Raw genomic sequence first — 22327 nt, forward strand, 5'->3', positions numbered from 1 at the left:
GTTCCATTGTCCTAACCCAGATTTCTGACCTTAAAGTCTCTCATCGCTTCTCTCTGCTGATCTTTCTTGGCAATATCCTGCCGTTTATCATACAATTTCTTACCGCGGCACAGTCCAATTTCAACTTTTACCAGACTGCCTTTGAAATAAACCCGCAGAGGGATCAATGTATAACCTTTTCTGTTTACTTCCGACATCATCCTGGTAATCTCGGAACTGTGCATTAAAAGTTTCCTCTCTCTGAGAGGGTCCTTGTTGAAAATATTTCCCTTCTCATAAGGGCTGATATGCATCTGTTTCACAAAAACTTCTCCATTTTCAATACTTATAAAGGCTTCCTTAATACTGCAGTGTCCCTGCCTCATAGATTTTACTTCTGTACCAAACAATACGATGCCTGCCTCAACCGTCTCCTCAACAAAATAATCATGACGTGCCTTTTTATTATTCGCAATCAGCTTTGTTCCGCCCGTCTTCGCCATGTTCATCCTCCTCAATAATCTCAAAATCAATATTCTTCAAAATCTTATCGACTCCGGTCACAACGATCTCTACCGGTTGTCCCAGCTTCCACTTACGCCCTGTCCTCTCTCCTGTCATAGAATAGGACGACTCATCATAATTGTAATAATCCCCGGGCAGCTTGGACACATGGACCATTCCTTCAATCGTATTCGGAAGTTCCACATAGATCCCCCAGCCAGTCACTCCTGAAATCACGCCTTTGTACTGCTGTCCGATATGTCGTTCCATATACTCCGCCTTTTTCAGTTTTTCTACTTCCCGCTCCACTTCATCTGCACGCCGCTCCATCTTAGACGACTGCTCTGAGACTTTCGCAAGAATAGACTCATAATGCCGGATTCTTTTGGCATCGAGTTTTCCCCGAAGAGTTTCTTTGATGATCCTGTGAATCTGCAGGTCCGGATACCTTCGGATCGGTGAGGTAAAGTGACAGTAATAGCTTGTAGATAATCCGAAATGTCCTGAACTCTCGGTTGTATACCTGGCCTGTTTCATAGATCTCAGGGTGAGCCTGCTGATCAGAGCCTCCTCCGGAGTGCCTTCCACCTTTGTCAAAAGTTTCTGTATCTCTTTCGGATGGATTTCATCTTTTTTAAGCTTCAGTACGATTCCAAAATTCTCGAGAAACGTCCTGAGTTTCTTGACTTTTTCCCCGTCCGGATTGTCATGGGTACGGTACACAAACGGTATTTCCTGCCAGTAAAAATTCTCTGCAACCGTTTCATTTGCAAGAAGCATGAAATCCTCGATGATCTTAGTTGCCTTATTCCTTTGGGATGGAATCACGTCGACTGCCTTTCCGTATTCGTTCAGCACAATCTTCGATTCAGGAAAATCAAAGTCCACACTTCCCCGTTCATGTCTCACCTCCCGCAGAATATCAGAAAGCTCTTTCATCTGCTCGAACATCGGAACAAGTTTTTCATATCTCTTCCGCTCTTTTTCATCGCCGTCCAGAATCAGTGCCACACTTGTGTATGTCATGCGTTCATCCACATGGATGACGGTTTCGGCAATGCGGTGTCCCTTTAAAATTCCTTCCTTGTCAAGATCCATGATACAGCTCAATGCCAGTCGGTCTGTACCTGCATTCAGAGAACAAATACCGTTGGAAAGCTGATGAGGCAGCATCGGTATGACCCGGTCCACCAGATAGACACTGGTACCTCTTTTCAGCGCTTCCTTATCCAGTGCAGAGTTTTCCTTCACATAATCGGAGACATCTGCGATATGGACTCCCAGCTGATAGCCGCCTGATGTTTTGGTCAGCGTGATCGCATCATCAAGGTCCTTGGCATCCTCTCCGTCTATGGTCACCGTCTGCCAGTCTCTCAGATCCAGCCGCCCTTCCAGCGAAGATTTTTCTATGACCGAAGGCACTGCTCCCACTTCTTTTTTGACTTCTTCCCCGAACTCCGTGGGAATATTGTATGCCTTTACGATCGATAAAATGTCCACTCTGGGATCATCCCTGTGGCCTAAAACCTCCAGTATCCTGCCTTCCGGACTCTTTCCTAAATCTCCGTAGTCAACAATCTTTACCAGGACCTTAAATCCATCGGTAAGATTTCCGCATTCCTCTTTCGGAATGAAAATGTCACTGTCAAATCTCAAGTTGTCCGGAACGACAAATCCATAGCTTTTACATTTTTCAAATGTGCCGACTATTTCCGTCATTCCCCGTTCCAGAACCTTTACAATTCTGGCTTCTTTCCGCCTGCCGTTCCTGGCCCGTTCCTCAGTCACTTCGATCTGCACAGTATCCTCATGGAAAGCTCCGTTCATATCATTTTCATTGATATAAAAATCGTCTTCTTCTCCTTCCACCGAAACAAATCCAAATCCTTTCTGGGTGCATACAAACGTCCCGGTCAGTGTCTTCTTTGACACCGGGCTGTATTTTCCTCTCTTAGAGACTTCCACGACTCCCTCATCAACGAGTTCATGAAGAATCTGGACGAACTCTTTTCTGTCTTCCGGCTCTACCTGCAATAAATAGCCGATCTCTTTTTGTTTCATAGGATGATAGTGTTTATCATAAATCAGATCTCTGATTCTTTTTTTTCTTTTATCAAACAATTCCTTTTCCATTATCTTTCCTTTACTTTCTGCAACAATGCTGTACTATCCGGAGCATTTTTCATTCTACAGGAAGGTTCGCAGAACTTTCCTGTGGAATAAAAAAACACTTCTTAAACATTATCTGCTTAAAGAAGTGTTTCCATTCTAAAGAAATCTGGAACAAAGGAGCGCTGCTGTCACAAAAAAGATGACTGTAAACAGGGTTGTCGCTTTAATAATGTTCCCTTCCCTGGAACGGCCTTTGTTTTTACTCCAATATGTGCCGGAGGTTGTGGATCCTGTCAGTGATCCCAATCCAGCTTCCTTTCCTTCTTGCATCAATACTAATATGATTAGAACAACGCACGATATTAAAAATAATATAGTTAATGCCGTCTTCATTGCTTCTTCCTCCTAATGTTTCTGCTCACTGCTGATTATTCTAGCACACCTTACCATAAAATGCAAGGATACGTTCAAATCTTACTTTTCCTTGACAGGGATCTGTGTATAGATACGCTTTCCTATGATTTTACGAAAACCTTTCAGACGGAACCGCTACTTCTTTTCTGGATTGATTTTTTTCTTCTCGGGATGTCTCCTTCACTTTTTTATATTTCCCTGATTTACTGACCGCCTCGTCTTACAATCTGGCTTCTCCTGCATAGCTGTCATAATAATCCACGCTGTGTTCCATTGTGATGGGAACAATTTTGGCATCGTTATACTGAGGAAACACATTTTTAATTTTCAATTTTCCTTCTGAAACTGCATCTATGTAAATGGATAGTGAGGAACGGTTACGTTCTCCTCTGCCATTTAAAATCCGCTCATATGCCGCAAAGCCTGTCAGAGGCTCGGAGCCTTTGTCATAAGTTAGTCTCTCCTGGTGGGTGTTAAAAAAATCATCTGTTTCATCCTCCGGAAACTGTACAAACAGGACAACGTTGCTCCGCTGTCCTGTTTTCTCTGAGGTCTGTTCTCCATATACAGAAATATTCCAAGTGAGAAGCAGGCAGACTGCCATGATCCACGATAAAACTTTTTTATAATTTCTCATCTTCCGCCCCTTCCACAATGAAATATTTTTTCTTTCTTTATACTATTATCGTTCTATAAATACAATCCATATCGCTTACAGGCACCCAATTCTTCTTCAATTCTCAGCAACCGGTTATATTTTGCTGTCCGGTCAGAACGGCAGGGCGCTCCTGTTTTAATCAGTCCGCTGTTTGTCGCCACCGCAATATCCGCGATCGTTGTATCCTCTGTTTCTCCGGACCGGTGGGATATGATTGTTTTATATCCTGCCCTTTTTGCAGTCTCTATGGCATCCAGGGTTTCTGTCAGTGTCCCGATCTGATTCGGCTTGATCAGGATACTGTTTGCCATATCATTCTCGATACCGTCTGTCAGACGTTTCTTATTTGTAACAAATAAGTCGTCGCCTACCAGGAGTATTTTTTCTCCCAGACGATATGTGAGTACTTTCCACCCGGGCGCATCCTCCTCGTTTAATCCGTCTTCAATGGAAAAAATCGGGTAATGATCGGTGAGCTGCTCATAATATTGAACCATTTCTTCAGAATTTCTCCGTATCTCTTTTCCGGTCATCTGGCTCTCACCCGGGAAATAATAGACATCCTCGTCTTCATTATAAATTTCTGACGCAGCACAGTCCATGGCAATCATGATCTGTTCCCCTGCCTTATAGCCCGCATTTTCAATCGCTTTTACCAGCAGGTCCAATGCTGCCTCCGAGCTTTCCAGGTTCGGTGCAAATCCTCCCTCATCTCCAACCCCGGTGCTCAGATGGTTTTCTTTCAGAATACTCTTTAACTTATGGTAGATCTCTGTCCCCATCATCAGTGCTTCTTTGAACGTTTCGGCTCCAACCGGAGCGATCATAAATTCCTGAAAATCCACTGTGTTATCTGCATGTTTTCCTCCGTTTAAAATGTTCATCATCGGCACCGGCAGCTTACACGCGAAACTTCCCCCTAAATACTGATACAGCGGAAGTCCCAATCCGTTTGCGGCAGCCCTGGCAGTGGCTAGTGATGCTCCGAGGATGGCATTCGCCCCAAACTTTTCTTTGTTTTCTGTCCCATCCGCTTCAATCATAATCTGATCGATTTCAATCTGGTTCAGTGCATTTTTTCCCACCAGCCGGTCTGCGATCCGGTGATTCACATGGTTTACTGCTGTTTCTACTCCCAGCCCTCCGTAGCGTTTCTCGCGGTCACGAAGCTCTATCGCCTCAAATTTGCCCGTGGAGGCTCCGGACGGCACCAGTGCGGTTCCAAAATGTCCATTGGACAGCAATACCTCCACTTCTACCGTAGGGTTTCCCCTGGAGTCCAAAACTTCTCTTCCTATAACATCTTCTATTGACAAGCCATATTTCAACACATTCACATCCTTTACAAGTAATTAGTAGTATTTTATCCAGATAGATGAAAATCCATACATTGAAATACAAAAAGAAAGCAGTGTGCTTTAAACACACACTGCTTTCTGTCATATCGATATTTATTTTACTAACAAAGACTTTCCGGTCATGTCTTCCGGCTGTTCAAGTCCCATCATTTCGATCAGAGTCGGCGCGATATCTGCCAGACATCCGCCCTCTCTTAATTTCACACGGTCCTTATAATTTACTAAGATAAACGGTACCTGGTTGATCGTATGGGCCGTAAACGGAGCTCCTGTCACATAATCCACCAGCTGCTCTGCATTGCCGTGGTCAGCACAGATAAACATCTGTCCGTCTGCTTTTTTGATGGCTTCCACCGCTCTGCCCACACATCCGTCCACTGTCTCAATAGCTTTTACTGCCGCATCACAAATGCCGGTGTGTCCAACCATATCCGGGTTCGCAAAGTTAACGATGATCACATCATACTGATCGGACTCAATAGCCTCTACAAGTTTGCTGCCCACTTCCATGGCGCTCATCTCCGGCTGCAGGTCATAAGTTGCCACAGACGGTGATTTCACAAGGATTCTCTCCTCTCCTTCATTTGGAACCTCTACGCCTCCGTTGAAAAAGAAGGTAACGTGTGCATACTTCTCTGTCTCGGCCAGACGAAGCTGTTTCAATCCCTGTTCTGCCAGGAATTCTCCGAATGTATTTTTAATCTCTACTTTATGGAATGCCACCAGCTTATTCGGAACTGTAGCATCGTATTCTGTAAAGCATACATAAGTTGTCTTAAAGTAACCGTTTGGACGCTCAAAGCTGTCAAACTTATCATCACAGATCGCCCTGGTGATTTCTCTTGCCCTGTCCGGACGGAAGTTGAAGAAGATGACAGAATCATTTTCTTTGATCACAGCAGTCGGCTCTCCATTTTCCGTGATAACAGTCGGCAGAACGAACTCATCATTTACTTCCTCTTTGTAGGAATCCGCAATTGCATCCACGGCAGAATCTTTCATTACTCCTTCTCCCATGACAAGGGCTTTGTATGCTTTCTCCACACGGTCCCAGCGATTGTCACGGTCCATTGCATAGTAACGTCCGGAAACAGTGGCTACCTTGCCTACACCGATCTCTTTCATCTTTGCTTCCAGTTCTTCTACGAATCCCTTTCCGGAAGTAGGTGCCGTATCACGTCCGTCTAAGAATGCATGTACATAGACCTTTTCGATATTATTTCTCTTTGCGAGTTCTAATAATCCATACAGATGCGTATTGTGGCTATGTACCCCGCCATCAGATACTAATCCCATTGCATGGAGTGCACTTCCATTCTTCTTGCAGTTTTCTACTGCCTGAAGCAGCGCTTCGTTCTCAAAGAAGTCTCCATCCTGGATCTCTTTCGTGATCCTTGTAAGTTCCTGGTATACGATTCTTCCGGCACCCATATTCAAGTGTCCTACTTCAGAATTTCCCATCTGCCCTTCCGGAAGGCCTACTGCCATACCGGATGCATTTCCCGGAACAAACGGGCATGTTTTCATCAGTTCGTCCATGACTGGAGTATTGGCCGCTGCGATCGCGTTGCCTTCTTTCTTATCATTCAATCCGTAACCATCTAAAATCATTAAAACGGTAGGTTTCTTGCTCATTATTATCTCCTTTATCTTCATTGGCTGTCAATTTATAATCCGTTAATATTATAACGATTATTGTTTATAAATTCAATAACAGATTGAGTCTGACTGTAGACTATTTTATCCTGGCTATTATTTTTCCACTCTTTAAATCCATTCCGTAAGCATTGTCTCTGGAACGATTACCGTCCCCTTTAAACATTAGAATGTCATAAGACGGATAAACAGGATCTCTGCTGCAGTTCAAGGCAGAATTGCTCCCCATTTTCTGCAGCTCAGCGCCTGTTACATAAACAAGAAGAGGATAATATTTACTTCCTGAACCGTTATTAGCAGTTCTCCTCAAATATACGACGCTGCTTCTCACTTGTATAAAACGATTATTTGTGAGTGTCAGCTTTCTGATGCCGCCTCCTGCCACACCATGTTTTGCCGTATTAGTATTTCTTTTATTTTTCAAACCAATTTTTGAAAACTGATTCGAATCAATCGTCGTATTTTCCCAATTCATCATAAAGACAGCATTATCATAAATGTTTTTAAACTGATTATTTCTAATCTGAATCCTCTGATGATAAACATTTACTGAAGACTTTGAATATTTCCCTTTTTTGTCTTTCTTTTGTGAGTATTTATGCGTTCCAATTGCGCGGTTCACTCCGTCAAATACATTATTATTGATCATGACATTTACATTCGGAGTCTGGTCTTTTCTGCTCCACCTGAGTGTAAATCCACCGGTCGCTTTATCTGGTGTATCGATATTAATTGCTTCTTTATTATATGCTGAACTCCTTGTACTGGATTTGGCAGAAAGAAATCTGTTATCTTTTATAGTTACATTTTTCACTCCGGCGATCTCAATATAATGCCCTCCATTCTGTCCCTTGAAGGTTATATTCTGAAAAGTTACATTCTGATTATGAGAACCAGATACTCCATGTGCCCCCTTTATATAAGATAAATCGATAATTGACTTACTTCCGTGGCCTATAAATTTAATATTTTGGGGTCCGTTATACTTTTTATATACATTTGTTTTATTTCTGTTTTTGTAAGAACAAAGCAAAAACATATTTTTTGTAGGCTTGTAGTTGCTTTTACCTTTGTTTATTTTCTTTAATACTGCACCTTCTTTAAGTTCAATTGTTGTATTAGAAGGTACAAAAAGAGTCGAACAGATCTTATATGTCCCCTTTTTCAGAACCAGTCTGCCACCTCCTTTTTGCAGTTTTTTTAGATAATATTGCATTTGAAGTGAGTTCTTAGTGTTTTTATTGTAGGCAGAAGATTTCTTAACGGACTTAGGAATTTTATTTGGACTGATTGTATAAGTCTTTCCCTTTGCTTCGACTTTCTTGACATAAACTGAAGGACAATTAAATAAGCCTGCAATCATAAAAAATGCCATTATTATATATCTCTTTTTCATATCCTTACTCTCATTTCCTTTAAACCGATTTTAAGTAAAAAGCTGCTGCAAATAATTTCTGCAGCAGCTTTATCTCTCTACTTGTAGTTTACGATCTTACCAAAGTCTGGTTTTAAAGAAGCTCCACCGACTAATCCTCCGTCGATGTCTTCCTGTGCGAATAATTCCGGTGCACTTGCAGCAGATACAGAACCGCCATACTGGATGCGGATGGCATCAGCGGTTGCCTGATCATAGACTTCTGCGATACACTCACGGATCGCTTTACAAACTTCCTGAGCCTGCTCTGTTGTTGCAACTTTTCCTGTACCAATCGCCCAGATTGGCTCGTAAGCGATAACAGCAGTCTTTGCCTGATCTGCAGTCACACCCTGAAATGCAATCTTGATCTGCTGGCGTACAAAGTCAATGGTCACACCCTGTTCTCTCTGAGCAAGAGTCTCTCCGCAGCAAACGATCGGAGTGATTCCATGTTCAAAAGCTTTTAAAACTTTTTTATTAACTGTCTCATCTGTCTCAGCGAAATATTCTCTTCTCTCAGAATGTCCGATGATGACATATTTTACACCTAAGTCAGTCAGCATATTTGGAGCGATCTCACCTGTGTAGGCACCGCTCTCTTCATAGTACATGTTCTCAGCACCGATGTTGATGTTGCTTCCTTTTGCAGCTTCGATCGCTGCCGGAATACAGATTGCCGGTACGCAGAATACTACATCAGATGTTTCAGTCGCTACCAATGGCTTTAATTCATTTACTAAAGCTACGGTCTCGCTAGGTGTTTTGTTCATTTTCCAGTTTCCTGCTACGATTGTTTTACGCATAATGGTATACCCTCCGATTACTTTCCTTGATAGTTAAAAAGCTTATTTATCATTTGCAGCTGCAACACCCGGTAATTCTTTGCCTTCCAGGAATTCCAGAGATGCTCCGCCTCCTGTGGAAATATGTGTCATCTTATCACCGAAACCAAGCTGGTTTACAGCTGCTGCGGAATCTCCTCCACCAATGATCGTTGTAGCATCAATCTCTGCCAGTGCCTCTGCAACTGCTATAGTTCCTGCCGCAAAGTTCGGCATCTCGAAACATCCCATAGGTCCGTTCCATACAACTGTCTTTGCATCTTTTAAGGCATCCGCAAATAATTCTCTTGTCTTCGGTCCGATGTCAAGACCCTGCCATCCTGCTTCAATTCCGCCTCTCTCTACGGTCTTGATGTTGGCGTCATTGGAGAAGTCATCGGCAACTACTGTATCAACAGGGATCAGCAGGTTCACGCCTTTTTCCTTTGCTTTGTCCATCATTTCCTTAGCATAGTCTAAGTAGTCAGCTTCCAGTAAGGAATCTCCAACCTCTTCTCCCAGTGCTTTCATGAAAGTATAAGCCATACCTCCGCCGATGATCAATGTATCGACTTTGTCCAGCAGGTTGTTGATGACAGAAATCTTAGAGGAAACCTTTGCTCCTCCTAAGATGGCTACCATAGGGCGTTCCGGATTGTTGACTGCATTTCCTAAGAAATCAATCTCTTTCTGCATTAAGTATCCTACAACTGCAGTGTCTACGAACTGTGTAACTCCCACGTTAGAGCAGTGAGCTCTGTGAGCAGTTCCAAAAGCATCATTTACAAATACATCACAGAGGCTTGCAAGTTCCTTGCTGAATTCTTCTCCGTTCTTTGTCTCTTCTGCTCTGTAACGTGTATTCTGAAGTAAAATGACATCTCCGTCCTGCATTGCGTCTGCCGCCGCCTTCGCATTCGGTCCTACAACGTTGTCGTCTGCTGCAAACTTCACTTCCTGACCTAATAACTCACTCAAACGTGCCGCCACCGGTGCAAGAGATAATTCCGGTTTCGGCTCTCCTTTCGGTTTTCCTAAGTGAGAGCAAAGGATCAGTTTCCCGCCGTCTGCGATTAGCTTCTTTAATGTAGGAAGTGCCGCAACCAGGCGGTTCTCATCTGTGATTTTTCCATCCTGAAGCGGTACATTAAAATCACAGCGCACTAAGACTTTCTTTCCTTTTACGTTGATATCATCTACTGATTTTTTGTTTAACATGTTCTTTCCTCCTGGGATTTCTTATAGGATTAAATCGAATGCCTATCCTGCCGGATTGCCTTCTTTAACAAACAAAATAAAAAAACGGGTCCGGTCCAAAAAGACCGGACCCATTTGAGTCTTTATACCTTATCGTGCAAAGCACGCTGCCCGAAGGGCATAAAATACAGTGTGCCCTGTGGGTATGGTATTGCAGAATACTACACTGAATATTGATGCCTGTCCGCATCCACAGCGCTGATGATTATGCTAATTCTGCAAAGTATTTGATTGTTCTTACCATCTGGCTTGTGTAAGAGTTTTCGTTGTCATACCAAGATACAACCTGAACTTCGTATAATCCGTCACCAATTTCAGTAACCATTGTCTGAGTTGCATCAAATAAAGAACCGTATTTGATTCCGATGATGTCAGAAGATACTAATTCTTCTTCTGTATATCCGAAAGATTCTGTAGCTGCTGCTTTCATAGCTGCGTTGATTCCATCAACAGTTACGTTCTCTCCCTTAACGACTGCTGTTAAGATTGTTGTAGAACCTGTCGGAACCGGTACACGCTGAGCAGATCCGATTAATTTTCCGTTTAATTCAGGAATAACTAATCCGATAGCTTTTGCAGCTCCTGTGGAGTTAGGAACGATATTGACTGCTGCTGCACGTGCTCTTCTTAAATCACCTTTTCTCTGTGGTCCGTCAAGAGTCATCTGATCTCCTGTGTAAGCATGTACTGTCAACATGATACCAGACTGAACCGATGCGTACTTGTTAAGAGCATCAGCCATAGGTGCTAAGCAGTTTGTTGTACAAGATGCTGCTGAGATGACTGTGTCTTCTTTTGTCAATGTTTCATGGTTTACATTGTATACGATAGTTGGAAGATCGTTTCCAGCTGGCGCAGAAATAACAACTTTTTTAGCTCCTGCCTGAATGTGTGCAGATGCTTTGTCTTTAGATGTGTAGAATCCTGTACATTCTAATACAACGTCTACGTCTAATTCTCCCCAAGGAAGTTTTGTTGCGTCTGCTTCTGCATAGATTTCGATTTCTTTTCCGTCTACTACGATTGAAGATTCTTTTGCTTCTACTTTGTCAGCTAATGCATATCTTCCCTGTGCAGAATCATACTTTAATAAGTGTGCTAACATCTTAGGATTTGTTAAATCGTTGATTGCTACAACTTCATAACCTTCAGCTCCGAACATCTGTCTGAATGCAAGACGTCCGATACGTCCAAATCCATTAATCGCTACTTTTACTGCCATCTCAATTCCTCCTAAGTCTTGAATGAATAATTTAATGTTGTCTGTCAATTGTCAATCTATTGACAAACTTCCTTTTTATTTTAAACAATATGTCCAAAAATATCAAGTCTATTTTAGCATTTCTCTCATGTATACAAAATCATATCTTTGTACAAGATTACCAAAAGCTTTATTTTTCATTCTCATCGATGATATAATTGGCAATATTGTCGGCATAGTCCGAAATACGCTCCAGACTTGTCATCATATCAATATAGATCACTCCGGCTTCAGGTATGCATGACTCCCGTTCCAGCCGTTCAATATGCTGTTTCCGGTACTTTTTCTCCATTCTGTCGACTTCTTCTTCTCCCTGAATTGCCTGTTTTGCAATTTCCACATCGTCTTTCTCAATAGCCCTGATGGCATAATCAAACGTTTTAATGACCTGAGCCGTCATTTTGTGCAATTCGTCCTTTGCAAGATCAGAAAATGCAATTTTATCGTCATGCTTTATCTGCATGAATTCAGCAATATTTTCGACATGATCTCCTGCCCTCTCGATATCCGAAATTGTGTAGAATAAATCCGTGACAATTTTGCTCTGTTTCTCCGTCAGTGCCAGATTGCTGATCTTTACAAGATACCCGGTGATCATAGTTTCTAAATGGTTGATGACCTTTTCATCCCTGAATACCTTGTCCAGCTGTTTTTCACTCGGCTGCGGATTCATGGCTTCCTTCGTAACACGCTTCATATTTTTCAGAACGATATCACCCATGCGCACTACTTCTTTGACTGCGTTTTCCACTGCAAAAGAAGGAGTCTCCAGGATACGCGGATCCAGGTGACGCAGCACCATCTCTTCTACTTCCTCGTCTTCCTCATCTTCCGGTTCTTCGTGGATAATCAGTCCTGACAGTTTCACCAATACATTGGCAAACGGGAACAGCAGTACAGTGACTGATACATTGAAGATAGAATGGAAAATAGAGATCTCCGTACTCGAAATATGCTGCATGGCCAGATGGTCAAACACTCCGAAGAAAATGGTCATGATAATTCCATAAATAGCAGCTCCGATGATGTTAAAAGATAAGTGAATTACCGCCGCCCTTTTTGCGGTTTTGTTTGCACCCGCACTGGATAAAAGAGCCGTGATACATGTACCGATGTTCTGCCCCAGCGTAATGAAAACGGCGGAACGCCAGTTTACAATGCCCTTCATGGCAAGTGTCTGAAGAATACCGACGGATGCAGAAGAACTCTGAATGATCGCTGTAACGACAGCTCCTACAAGAATTCCCAAAATAGGATTCCCCCCGAGAACTTCAAAAGCCTTTGCGAAAATAGGGCTGCTCTGATATACTCCGATGGAACTGGACATAAAAGAGAGTCCGATAAAAAGAACACCGAAACCTACGGCGATCTCTGCCTTCTGATTTAACTTTTGTTTATTTGAAAAAGTTACAATAAATGCTCCGATGGCTAAGATCAGCGGTGCAAAAAATTCAGGTTTCAGTGCCCCTGCCCATTCATTTGCCGACACAAGCCATGCGGTGATCGTAGTTCCGACGTTCGCACCCATAATAACGCCTGCTGCCTGGGTAAGATTCATGATGCCTGCATTCACAAAACCTACGACCATAACGGTAGTTGCCGAACTGCTTTGGATGATGGCTGTGACCAAAGCTCCCACTAAAACTCCTAAAAAGCGGTTGTTGGTCAGATATCCCAACAGCTGCCGCATCTTATTACCGGCAGTCTTCTGCAGTCCGTCCGCCATCACATTCATTCCATAGAGAAACATACCTAATCCGCCGGCAAAGGCAAACAGGTTTCCCAGATGATCTAATGTATTCATTTTTTTTCCTCCTGTATTAAACATCTTTAGTTTAACATAAGGTAATTGTTTATTTAAAGTAAAACTTTTGTAACTTATCTGATTTTCATGTATTTTTTTTAATAATTATATATAATAAGATTAAAACCTATCATTTTTTAAAATATAAAGGAGACGCCATGATTCACTCAGACTTTCATTTACATACCAGTCACTCATCTGACTCCCAGGCTTCAATGGAATCTATGATATTGAGGGCCATAGAGCTCTCTCTCAACAAAATCTGTTTTACGGAACATCAGGATTTTGATTATCCTGAAAATAAAGAAAATTTAGATTTTCTGGTGGATCTCCCCTCATTTAAATCTGAATTATTATCATTAAAAGACAAATACAATGACCGGATACAGATTTTATTTGGCGCCGAAGTCGGACTGATGCCCACAACCTATGACAAGTGCCGGGACTTTGCCCACTCTGATGATTTTGATTTCATCATCGGTTCTACTCATATTGTTGACCAAATGGATCCATATGAACCCATATATTTTGAAACATATCCTGGAAAGAAAGGTCTTTTAAGATATTTAGAAGTGATACTCCAGAATGTCAAAGTCTATCATGACTACTGCGTATATGGCCACCTGGACTATGCCGTGCGCTATTGTCCCGATAAAAATTATCAGTTTGTCTATCAGGATTACGCCGATTTGATCGAAGAAATTTTAAAAACCATCATAGAAGACGGAAAAGGGATAGAGGTCAATACCGGCGGATATAAGTACGGGCTCGGATATCCGAATCCCCATCCGGATATTCTCAAACGCTATTTGGAACTGGGAGGAGAAATTCTTACGATCGGCTCTGACGGACACTGTCCCGAACATATGGCATACGACTTTCCAAAGCTCCGGGAACTCCTCACTTCTCTCGGCTTCCGGTTCTATACCGTCTTTCAGAACCAGACACCGGAATTTATAAAACTGTAATAGAAAAAAGAAGGAAAATGTATTTATTTACCCATTCTCCTTCTTTTTCTATCACTTAAAAATTTAAAATCCTCTCATCCATTCTTCTTTCAAATGCAGATTGCCCTGTATCGCCTTTTCAAGTTTAGCGATCATTTTATCTCTGTCCTCATTCAAAGTTCCTCTCAAGTTGACATAATTGGATGCATGGTTGGACCGGAAGATACATCCCGGACAGTCCATATGTTCCAGCATCAATTTTGTCTCTTTCAGATTATCATAAGGAGTGATCAGTTCAAACTCTCCGCTTCTGATCTTTTCTTCCAGCGGAAGTCCGGGTTCTATCATCAATGTCAGGAGTCCTATATAATCCGGTTTCATTGCAGAAAAAACTTTCCCTGTATCAACCGCATGCTCCATCCAGAGCTTTCTTCCCCCGAGCCCCGAAATAGCCGTCACTGACAGCCGGATACCCGCCTGTTTTATCTTGGACGCAGACTGTATCATCTCATCCGGCGTGGCTCCCTTTTTCATGAACTTAAGCACCTGGGCATTTCCCGATTCCAGCCCCATGTATACCATATCCAGACCGTTTTCTCTCAGTTCCCGGAGTTCCTCTTTTGTTTTGATCATGACACTCTTAGGAGAAGCATAGCAGGTGACCTGCCGGCATTCCGGAATTTCTTCACGAATATATTTAAGAATCTCGTTCAGATACTCGTTTTTACAGATCAGAGCATCTCCGTCTGCCAGAAAAATCTTTCCGATCGAATTGTAGCACTCTCTTGCCTCTCTGAAGTCGGCCAGAACATCCTGAATCGGCCTCATCCTGAACCTTTTTTCTTTGTACATATTGCAGAAGATACAGTCATTCTGGCTACATCCGATGGTCGCTTGTATGATCAGACTGTATGCCTCACTCGGCGGTCTGTATACCATTCCTTCATATTCCATTTTTCTTTCCTCCTGGTAACTTTCAGTATTATTTTCGATAAATGCAGATCCTGGCTCCTGCTTCCGCATTTTTTATAATCTTCTTCATGTTCTTCCGGCTTACTGCAATACATCCTGCCGTGTACGGCTTCTTTCCTTTACAGTGGAGAAATATTGCAGATCCTTTTTTATATTTATGTTTTGGATTATAATTAAGAAACATTCCATAATAATAATGTGATTTATAGTCAATCAGATGCTCTCCGCGGCAGCGGTGCTTCTTTTTTCTCACGTCTATCAGCCGATTATAATATTTTTTATCCCCGCACCAGTAGAGGTACTTATTGACTCTGGTATAATTCATCTTTGCACCCGGATTTTTTTTGATCCCAAAAGCACCTGTGAATCCAAAAGTGCCGGAAGGTGTCTTCAGATCTCCTTCCCTCTTCTTGTGGATTCCTTTTTTCCCTACATAACCTTTACATTTCAAAATGCGCTTCCATTTATGATCTCTTTTTTGATACATATAGACAGTTGCTTTTGATTTCTTTTTGTATTTCACAAAAATCAGCTGGTTTACTGACTTGTTATACCGGTACTGACTGAACTTTTTTTGCCATATTGTCTGTTTAGACGCTGCATAGGCCGTTCGGGTTTCTAAATTTGTTCCTGCCATATTCCAAATGAGCACTGCCATAAGAACGATTGCCATCCATCTCTTTTTCATCACTATTGTATTCTCCTACTGGGCTATTATACACAAATATAAGAAAGAAAAAAAGAGTTTTTACCAATATTATTTGTATACAAACAATTTATATACTAAATATATTTTCCTCCAAACTCGAGAAAGAGCGCATAAAACCTGTCCTAAAAATAAAAAAAGTACCGGAGTCCGCATTTTCTGCGTATCTCCGGTACCTGATAACTTTTATTATTTGTGATTCAGGATCTCTCCCTTTTTTATGACCGCTTTGATCTCCAGGTCTTTATCCAGCAGGACAACATTCGCATATTTTCCCTCTGAAATACTTCCATAGCTGTCATAAATGCCAATGGATCTGGCCGGATTCTCAGTGGCGCATTTTACTGCACTGTTCAGTGGGATTCCCATTGTCTTGACGGCAGTTCTCAGACAATCCATGAGATTGGTTGCAGAGCCTGCAATCGCGCCTCCTTCGGCAAGAGTAGCAAGATTGCCGACCACCTTCACGTCCTGTCCTCCCAGCTGATAAGTTCCGTCTTCCATTCCGGTAGCCATCATACTGTCACTGATCAGAATGATCTTATCATCCCCGAACATCTTAAACGTTGTTCTCACGGCGCTCGGATGGATGTGGATACCGTCACAGATCAGCTCGACATGCAGTCCGTGATCACATGCCGCTCCGATTACCCCTGGTGCCCTGTGGCTGTACCCCGGCATGGCGTTGTAAAGATGCGTCACATGGCTGACTCCATGTTCAATCGCTTTGACCGCGGTTTCATAATCCGCAACCGTATGTGCGATCGAAATCACCGCCTCATCCTTAACCTGACGGATAAATTCCATTGCGCCCTCAGTTTCCGGCGCAATGTCCACCAGCTTAAACAGACCATTGGATGCCTTTTGAAGTCTTTCATACATTGCCACATCCGGTTTATGGATATAGGCCGGATTCTGTGCGCCTTTTTTGGCCTCATTGATAAACGGCCCCTCCATATTGATTCCAACCAGATCTGCTCCGCTGTCCCCATTGTAGGCTGCCGCCGCCTTGGCGATGGTCATCAGTGTTTCTTCCGGCAGAGTCATCGTTGCAGGACATATGGCAAGCACTCCATTTTCTGCCTCATAAGAAGCAATTTCTCTTATAGCTTCCTCTGTTCCGTCACAAAAATCGTGTCCTACACAGCCATGGAAATGAATATCGATCAGCCCGGGAACCGCATAGCAGCCTTCGGCGTCCAGAATCTCATCATTCTCTGAAGAACTGCTGATCCTTTCACCGTCTGTACAAATATCTTTTGTCCTGAAAACCCCGTCCTCACAAAAAACATCTGCGTTCTTTATAATCATAATAAATCCTCAACCTCTGACAGCGCATCCGCATCTGCTACCAGAATCACATCATTGTGAAGCTGTAAGATAGATGCAGGAACTTTCGGGGTAACCGGTCCGAAAAATGCTTCTTTTACAATGCCTGCTTTTTCTTTTCCACTGATAATAAGAAGAATTTTCTTTGCTTTCATGATGGATTTGATTCCCATAGTATACGCCTGTCTCGGCACATCTTCTTCTTTCTCAAAGAATCTTTTATTGGCATTGATTGTACTTTCAGTAAGGTCCACACAGTGAGTCTCTTTCTCAAATGCTTCTCCCGGCTCATTGAAGCCGATATGGCCGTTGTGTCCGATACCCAGAAGCTGAAGGTCAACTCCTCCCAAGTCCTCAAGCACCTGATTATATCTTGCACACTCTTTTTCGGAATCTTCTTCCATACCATTCGGAATGTTGATGTTTTCAGGCTTGATATTCACCTTATTAAACAGGTATTCATGCATGAAATAGTCATAGCTCTGGTCATTTTCTTTCGGAAGTCCTTTGTACTCATCCAGATTCACTGAGGTTACCTGGCTGAAATCCAGATCGTCCTGCTCATACCAGTGCACCAAATTTTCATAAATCCCGATCGGTGAAGAACCTGTAGCCAATCCCAAAACACAGTCTGGTTTCGTGATAATTTCTGCAGAAATAATATTTGCCGCTTTTCTGCTCATGTCATTGTAATCTTTTCCCTTAATAACTCTCATCTTGTACTTCCTTTCTATAATGCGGGAAACAGTAACTGCTGTCTCCCCATATGTTATCCCTAATCACTTACAATATAACGCTTAATTTATTTTTCAGCAAGTTTTATCAATTCATCTGCAACAAACCGGACTTTAGTTCCTACAATAATCTGAATACTGTTTTTACCCGGACGGATGATTCCTGCAATTCCAGCAGATTTGATCTTTTTCTCATCTACCTGATCCTGATCTTTAATCTCCAGACGAAGTCTCGTAATGCAGCTGTCAATAGTTTTCCAAAGGATGGAAGAAACTGTGTGATTGGCTTGCAAAGTATAACTGTTCTGAAGTCTGTATGGAATCTACCGGCAAGTATTGGATCCCTGTATTTAATGTTTTAGAAAAGGAAAATAATTCTGTGTTTCTTGCTCATCCAAAATATACAAAACATCAAAAAGGAAATAAGACCGACCGAAAGGATGCGAAATGGATTTGCGACTTGTTCATGTGTGAAATGATCAAACTCTCTCAGAAAAACTAAGCAGGCGCTCCATGACTTTTACGGTATCATTATCTCTCGTCAGAACATTTCCAACTACTGTAAATCCGCAGCTCTTTGCATCAAACCCTTTGTCGATCCGGATCTCTGATAGAGCTTCCGAAAACATGCCCGGCAAGTGGCAGCTTCTTATATTCCTTGGCCAACAGACGATCCTGAATCTTCAAAACCGAACCACAGCCTAAAAGGAGCAACTGCGCCCTTTTCCTGCCTTCCGGCGAGGATGGGTTCGGGCGCTGCCCTAAGCCCTCGGAGAGCTTAACGTTATCAATATCTACAGTTTTCAAGGTTCATCTAATCCTATTTTTTATGCTCACCTTTTTCATACATCACTTGACACTATCTATTGGTTTAATTATTATAATCACACTGTTGACATTGTGTCATAATATTTCCACTATTCTCTTTATGAAATATTCCAGACCATTTACATATACTCTGCAAAATTGGAACAACAGATTTTCCTTTTTCCGTAAGAGAGTATTCTACTCTTGGCGGGATTTCATCATACTGTGTTCTTTCCACAAGATTATCACTAATAAGCTCCTTTAATGTAGATGCAAGAACCGCATCTGTAATATTCATCATTTCTTTTCGGATGCCGCTATAACGTAAAACGCCTTTTTCATTTAGGACACATATCACACGAGATTTCCATTTACCTCCAAATATTTCTAATCCGTATTCTAAAGGACACCTTATATCCGTATCCATTTTTTTCTGATACACTTTGCATACCCCCTTATTCCAAAATTTATAAGTTGATTATATCACGCTTACTTTTTATTGTTTAGTAACTAATAAATTTAATAGTAACTAATAAATTTCTTTATATCTTCTATTGCTTTAGCCACTGTGCTATTATTCGTATACGTTACAAAAATGTAAACACAAAATTATACGGAGGTATGTACAATGAATGTAAAAGCTTATCTTGAAATCACAATGAAAATCAACCCCGAAAATCGTGCTGCGGCTGCAAAGGTATACACTGATTACCGCCAACCGTTTCTTGATACCATTGAGGGGGCATTAACTAAAGAACTCCTTATCCGTAACGAAGATGTTCAGGTCATTCATGGTTTCGATAGCATGGAACACGCAAAGGCATATCTTGAAACAGATATGTTTAGCAATGATGTCGTTAAAGGACTCAAGCCAACTTGGGCAGGCGAACCCGACATTCGTTTTTATGAAGTAGCATAAAGCGTGTAAATATGAGCTAACATTTCTCCCCTTTGTGATTTTGGGAGGACACTGAAAAAGTAGATAATACCGCCTGTGTTTGCTACAATGTATATATCAAATATAGGCGGTGTTTTTATGATCGAACAACATCAGAGATTGGTGTTAAGTCGATACATGAAAATATATGTTGATTTTAGCTTTATTTACGATGAACTTCTTGATAAATATTATCTGAATAACGGTCGAAATGCAATTCCGCCTCGCTGTTTTTTCAGAGGAGCTTTCCCTTCTAAACGCAGCCTCCTCGGTTCTTTTAAATAGGCATTCTCGATTCTAAGCTTGAGAAGATCATCTTCAAGCTGTTTTATATGTTCTGCACTGGTATCTACAGGCGTTCCTTCGCTATTTTTCTCAGCAGTTTCCTTCGGTAGCTTTGTTTTCAATGACTTCTTCCGACCTTTCTTCTTTGGTCTCAGAGCATCAGGACTGGCAATTCTGAAATTGTTCACCCATCTAGTAAGCATGGAGGAATTGTTTATACCTTGAGAGAGAGCTAATTCCCGATATGAGACCTCACTTGATAAATATAACTCTACCATATGAAGTTTATATTCGAAAGAAAAAGTTGATTGTTTTCTGAAGCGTGTAAGTCCTTCATCGCCATTAGCATCGTAATTTTTTATCCACTTCCGAACATTTTCCCAGGGAATAGAGTATTTTCTACCTAATTCTTTATACCCTCCTTTTCCTTCTAAGTGTTCATTTACTATTTTCTTCTTAAATTCGAAACTATATTTTGCCATCTAAAAACCGACCTCCCAATCGTTAGATTTTTGGTCTAACTTTTGGGGGTCGGTTCATGAGACAAGTGGATTTCTTATGTCCTTAAAATTATAATTTGAAAGACCTGTATTTTTCAGTGCCCTCGATTTTGGCATTAGGGAGCTGTTTTATTATGCTGTTATTTTCCTCTAATTTTCACAACAATTCTTCTTCCCTCTGCTTAGTCCTGCTTTGTTGTCGGTCATGCTGTCGGCTTTCGTTCTGCTCCACACGTTCAATATTGTCTTTATTGTAGCTTACCACTTCCGCAAAAGCAAGGTTGTGGCACGTCCCTGCACGTTCATTTTTATGCAAAATGGCAAAACCAGCTGAGCCAGTCAACAGTAAAATGAATGGGCTTAGTCTGATATTGTCAATATTAGTTGACACATTTTTCTCAAAGATATCACTGACTATGCTGCCCGTCCCAAAGCCGCATAATATTGTCTGCGTTTTAACATGGGAGACAGGCCTCCATTGGCGGAGCAGATTCTTCGGTTGTTCCAGTAGCTGAGAAGGTATCTCCAGATGAGTACCTTTAATTCTTCTACTGTCATCTCTCTTGCATCGTAACGGTCATAGGGGAGTTCTGTCTTCAACCGTACCCACATACTCTCACATCGTGCATTATCATGACATCGTCCTCCGGTACTATTCTTACTTTGATGGATACCGTGTTTCCGAATATTCTGGCGGTAGACCTCACTGATATACTGCGTTCCACGGTCGCTGTGTATAATGGCTCCTTCCAAAGACGGATATGCAGTTAAGGCGTTCTCCAAGGTTTGGACACACAGATCCGCTTTCATGTTCATTTCCAATGCAAGACCAAGAACGCCAAGATCAAAGCAGTCGAAAATTGCTGAAACATACAGCTTTCCTTCTTTCCCCTTAAATCCCAGTCCGGTTCCCATCAAAATGACTTCATTACCGGCTTCATCTATGGAACTGAATTGAAAAGCGCCGGCGTACTACTGGCGCTTCTCTCTCATAACCTTGTCTTTAACATGATCCTGGTTATACACCTGCATCTGTATCAGAGTCTTATATGCATCGGCCCTCGTTACCGCATATTCCAGCATATTCCCCTGCTCATCGTACGTCACTGTGGAAGAAATTGAAATCGGGTCTCCGGGTTTCAGATCTAAATGCATGGCATCATACTCGGATGCTTTTGAAATTTCTATGGTTTTGTCCGCTTTAAACGGCACATGACCGTACTGACAAAGTGTGTTGTGCAGAGAACGGTCTGAAAAATCATATTCCGTAAGCTCAGGACAAAGCTCATAGGGAATATATGCATTGGCCAGAGAATACAATTTGCCGTTGATATACCTCAGACGCTCCAGATGAAACACCTTGGCATTTTTAGGAAGTCTCAGCATCACAGCAACCTCTTTATCTGCAATCTCAATCTTCTGCAGCAGGACCTTACTGCTCGTATAGTCTCCCCTCAGACTAACCTGATTGTAGAAAGCAATGTCTGAGAACCTCATATCATTATTCGCATCCACAAACTCCTTATTGCCGATAAAAAACGCTCCTTTCCCCGTCAGCCTTATGATACATCCTTCATCCTCAAGGATTTCAAGTGCCTTTCTGACTGTAGGCCGGCTGACAGAATAAATATCGCACAGTTCGCGCTCCCCCGGCAAAGGAGAATAGTATGGCTTGTCCTTATAGTCTGCCAAAATGGAATCTCTCAGCTGCATATACAGCAGCTGCTTTTTTTTCACTTCACTCATACGCCCTCCTTTGTATGTATAAGAGACCTCAGTTCTTGACGAATATTACCCCAGATACCTATAGTATACACCATAAATCCTGTTGGATAAAAGTGGTTTTTTAAATATACATTTGTTCAGAAA

The 22327-nt window shown here is 41.9% G+C and carries 22 protein-coding genes and 3 pseudogenes; 4 read left to right on the forward strand and 21 right to left on the reverse strand.

The features are described 5' to 3' along the window. Nucleotides 1-11: 11 nt before the first annotated feature. From smpB to CI597_RS14020, 11 genes are all read right to left on the reverse strand, one after another. Nucleotides 12-482 (reverse strand): SsrA-binding protein SmpB, encoded by a 471-nt coding sequence (smpB, locus tag CI597_RS13970; RefSeq protein WP_024727921.1) that lies wholly within the window; start codon nt 480-482, stop codon nt 12-14. After that, entirely contained in the window at nt 445-2616 is a 2172-nt protein-coding gene (gene rnr, locus CI597_RS13975) for a ribonuclease R (protein WP_024727922.1), read from the reverse strand. The genes smpB and rnr overlap by 38 nt, the downstream gene beginning before the upstream one ends. Before the next feature lie 135 nt (nt 2617-2751). Then, nucleotides 2752-2988 (reverse strand): preprotein translocase subunit SecG, encoded by a 237-nt coding sequence (gene secG, locus CI597_RS13980; protein WP_006565422.1) that lies wholly within the window; start codon nt 2986-2988, stop codon nt 2752-2754. 241 nt (nt 2989-3229) lie between these two features. Next, nucleotides 3230-3646 carry a hypothetical protein gene (locus CI597_RS13985; protein ID WP_024727923.1) on the reverse strand — a complete coding sequence of 139 codons (417 nt, stop codon included), beginning with the start codon at nt 3644-3646 and terminating at the stop codon, nt 3230-3232. A 53-nt stretch (nt 3647-3699) separates the two neighbouring features. Beyond that, a complete protein-coding gene (eno, locus tag CI597_RS13990; RefSeq protein WP_024727924.1) occupies nt 3700-4995 on the reverse strand; it encodes a phosphopyruvate hydratase in 1296 nt (431 codons plus the stop codon). Between the two features lie 123 nt (nt 4996-5118). Continuing rightward, nucleotides 5119-6660 carry a 2,3-bisphosphoglycerate-independent phosphoglycerate mutase gene (gene gpmI, locus CI597_RS13995; RefSeq protein WP_024727925.1) on the reverse strand — a complete coding sequence of 514 codons (1542 nt, stop codon included), beginning with the start codon at nt 6658-6660 and terminating at the stop codon, nt 5119-5121. Between the two features lie 100 nt (nt 6661-6760). After that, nucleotides 6761-8077, reverse strand: coding sequence for a hypothetical protein (locus CI597_RS14000; RefSeq protein ID WP_024727926.1), 1317 nt, complete (start codon nt 8075-8077; stop codon nt 6761-6763). Nucleotides 8078-8154: 77 nt separating this feature from the next. Continuing rightward, nucleotides 8155-8904: a triose-phosphate isomerase gene (gene tpiA / locus CI597_RS14005; RefSeq protein WP_024727927.1), complete on the reverse strand. Its 750-nt coding sequence runs from the start codon at nt 8902-8904 to the stop codon at nt 8155-8157. A 39-nt stretch (nt 8905-8943) separates the two neighbouring features. After that, the gene (locus tag CI597_RS14010) at nt 8944-10137 is read right to left on the reverse strand and encodes a phosphoglycerate kinase (RefSeq protein WP_024727928.1); all 1194 of its coding nucleotides are present in this window, start codon (nt 10135-10137) and stop codon (nt 8944-8946) included. A gap of 244 nt (nt 10138-10381) precedes the next feature. Beyond that, entirely contained in the window at nt 10382-11398 is a 1017-nt protein-coding gene (gap, locus tag CI597_RS14015; protein WP_024727929.1) for a type I glyceraldehyde-3-phosphate dehydrogenase, read from the reverse strand. 169 nt (nt 11399-11567) lie between these two features. Continuing rightward, nucleotides 11568-13241, reverse strand: coding sequence for a Na/Pi cotransporter family protein (locus CI597_RS14020; RefSeq protein ID WP_024727930.1), 1674 nt, complete (start codon nt 13239-13241; stop codon nt 11568-11570). A 158-nt stretch (nt 13242-13399) separates the two neighbouring features. On the opposite strand from CI597_RS14020, the gene CI597_RS14025 reads away from it, so the two are divergent. Further along, nucleotides 13400-14209, forward strand: coding sequence for a histidinol-phosphatase HisJ family protein (locus tag CI597_RS14025; RefSeq protein ID WP_024727931.1), 810 nt, complete (start codon nt 13400-13402; stop codon nt 14207-14209). A gap of 63 nt (nt 14210-14272) precedes the next feature. Here CI597_RS14025 and CI597_RS14030 read toward each other — a convergent pair whose 3' ends face one another. The 5 genes and pseudogenes from CI597_RS14030 to CI597_RS14050 form a co-directional block, all read right to left on the reverse strand. Beyond that, the gene (locus tag CI597_RS14030; RefSeq protein WP_024727932.1) at nt 14273-15142 is read right to left on the reverse strand and encodes a radical SAM protein; all 870 of its coding nucleotides are present in this window, start codon (nt 15140-15142) and stop codon (nt 14273-14275) included. Nucleotides 15143-15170: 28 nt separating this feature from the next. After that, nucleotides 15171-15848, reverse strand: a complete 678-nt coding sequence (locus tag CI597_RS14035; RefSeq protein ID WP_207727579.1) for a L,D-transpeptidase family protein — start codon at nt 15846-15848, stop codon at nt 15171-15173. A gap of 207 nt (nt 15849-16055) precedes the next feature. Next, nucleotides 16056-17177, reverse strand: a complete 1122-nt coding sequence (gene nagA, locus CI597_RS14040) for an N-acetylglucosamine-6-phosphate deacetylase (RefSeq protein ID WP_024727934.1) — start codon at nt 17175-17177, stop codon at nt 16056-16058. Further along, complete coding sequence (gene nagB / locus CI597_RS14045) at nt 17174-17911, reverse strand: glucosamine-6-phosphate deaminase (protein ID WP_024727935.1); 738 nt, start codon at nt 17909-17911, stop codon at nt 17174-17176. Before nagB ends, nagA begins: the two co-directional genes overlap by 4 nt. A gap of 86 nt (nt 17912-17997) precedes the next feature. Then, nucleotides 17998-18183: pseudogene (locus tag CI597_RS14050) on the reverse strand (PTS transporter subunit EIIB); the annotation flags it as partial. Between CI597_RS14050 and CI597_RS19545 the strand changes: the two are divergent. Further along, a pseudogene (locus CI597_RS19545) lies at nt 18183-18419 on the forward strand (IS110 family transposase); the annotation flags it as partial. The pseudogenes CI597_RS14050 and CI597_RS19545 sit on opposite strands and share 1 nt — an antisense overlap. Here CI597_RS19545 and CI597_RS18005 read toward each other — a convergent pair. Together CI597_RS18005 and CI597_RS14060 are read right to left on the reverse strand one after the other, a co-directional pair. After that, nucleotides 18409-18567 carry a hypothetical protein gene (locus tag CI597_RS18005; RefSeq protein WP_155854020.1) on the reverse strand — a complete coding sequence of 53 codons (159 nt, stop codon included), beginning with the start codon at nt 18565-18567 and terminating at the stop codon, nt 18409-18411. The pseudogene CI597_RS19545 and the gene CI597_RS18005 sit on opposite strands and share 11 nt — an antisense overlap. 233 nt (nt 18568-18800) lie before the next feature. After that, nucleotides 18801-19178 carry a winged helix-turn-helix transcriptional regulator gene (locus CI597_RS14060; protein WP_024727938.1) on the reverse strand — a complete coding sequence of 126 codons (378 nt, stop codon included), beginning with the start codon at nt 19176-19178 and terminating at the stop codon, nt 18801-18803. Between the two features lie 186 nt (nt 19179-19364). On the opposite strand from CI597_RS14060, the gene CI597_RS14065 reads away from it, so the two are divergent. Both CI597_RS14065 and CI597_RS19770 read left to right on the forward strand, forming a co-directional pair. Beyond that, nucleotides 19365-19655: a hypothetical protein gene (locus CI597_RS14065; protein WP_024727939.1), complete on the forward strand. Its 291-nt coding sequence runs from the start codon at nt 19365-19367 to the stop codon at nt 19653-19655. Nucleotides 19656-19772: 117 nt separating this feature from the next. Further along, nucleotides 19773-19913: pseudogene (locus CI597_RS19770) on the forward strand (IS5/IS1182 family transposase); the annotation flags it as partial. On the opposite strand, the gene CI597_RS14070 reads toward CI597_RS19770, so the two are convergent. The 3 genes from CI597_RS14070 to CI597_RS14085 form a co-directional block, all read right to left on the reverse strand. Beyond that, nucleotides 19865-20440 (reverse strand): helix-turn-helix domain-containing protein, encoded by a 576-nt coding sequence (locus CI597_RS14070; protein ID WP_024727940.1) that lies wholly within the window; start codon nt 20438-20440, stop codon nt 19865-19867. The pseudogene CI597_RS19770 and the gene CI597_RS14070 sit on opposite strands and share 49 nt — an antisense overlap. A gap of 432 nt (nt 20441-20872) precedes the next feature. Next, nucleotides 20873-21403 carry a DDE-type integrase/transposase/recombinase gene (locus tag CI597_RS14080; RefSeq protein ID WP_235824647.1) on the reverse strand — a complete coding sequence of 177 codons (531 nt, stop codon included), beginning with the start codon at nt 21401-21403 and terminating at the stop codon, nt 20873-20875. 27 nt (nt 21404-21430) lie between these two features. Then, nucleotides 21431-22204 carry a GntR family transcriptional regulator gene (locus CI597_RS14085; protein WP_009291144.1) on the reverse strand — a complete coding sequence of 258 codons (774 nt, stop codon included), beginning with the start codon at nt 22202-22204 and terminating at the stop codon, nt 21431-21433. Nucleotides 22205-22327 lie beyond the last annotated feature (123 nt).

This window comes from Anaerostipes hominis (ex Lee et al. 2021), from assembly GCF_002270485.1.
GTDB classification, from domain to species: domain Bacteria; phylum Bacillota; class Clostridia; order Lachnospirales; family Lachnospiraceae; genus Anaerostipes; species Anaerostipes hominis.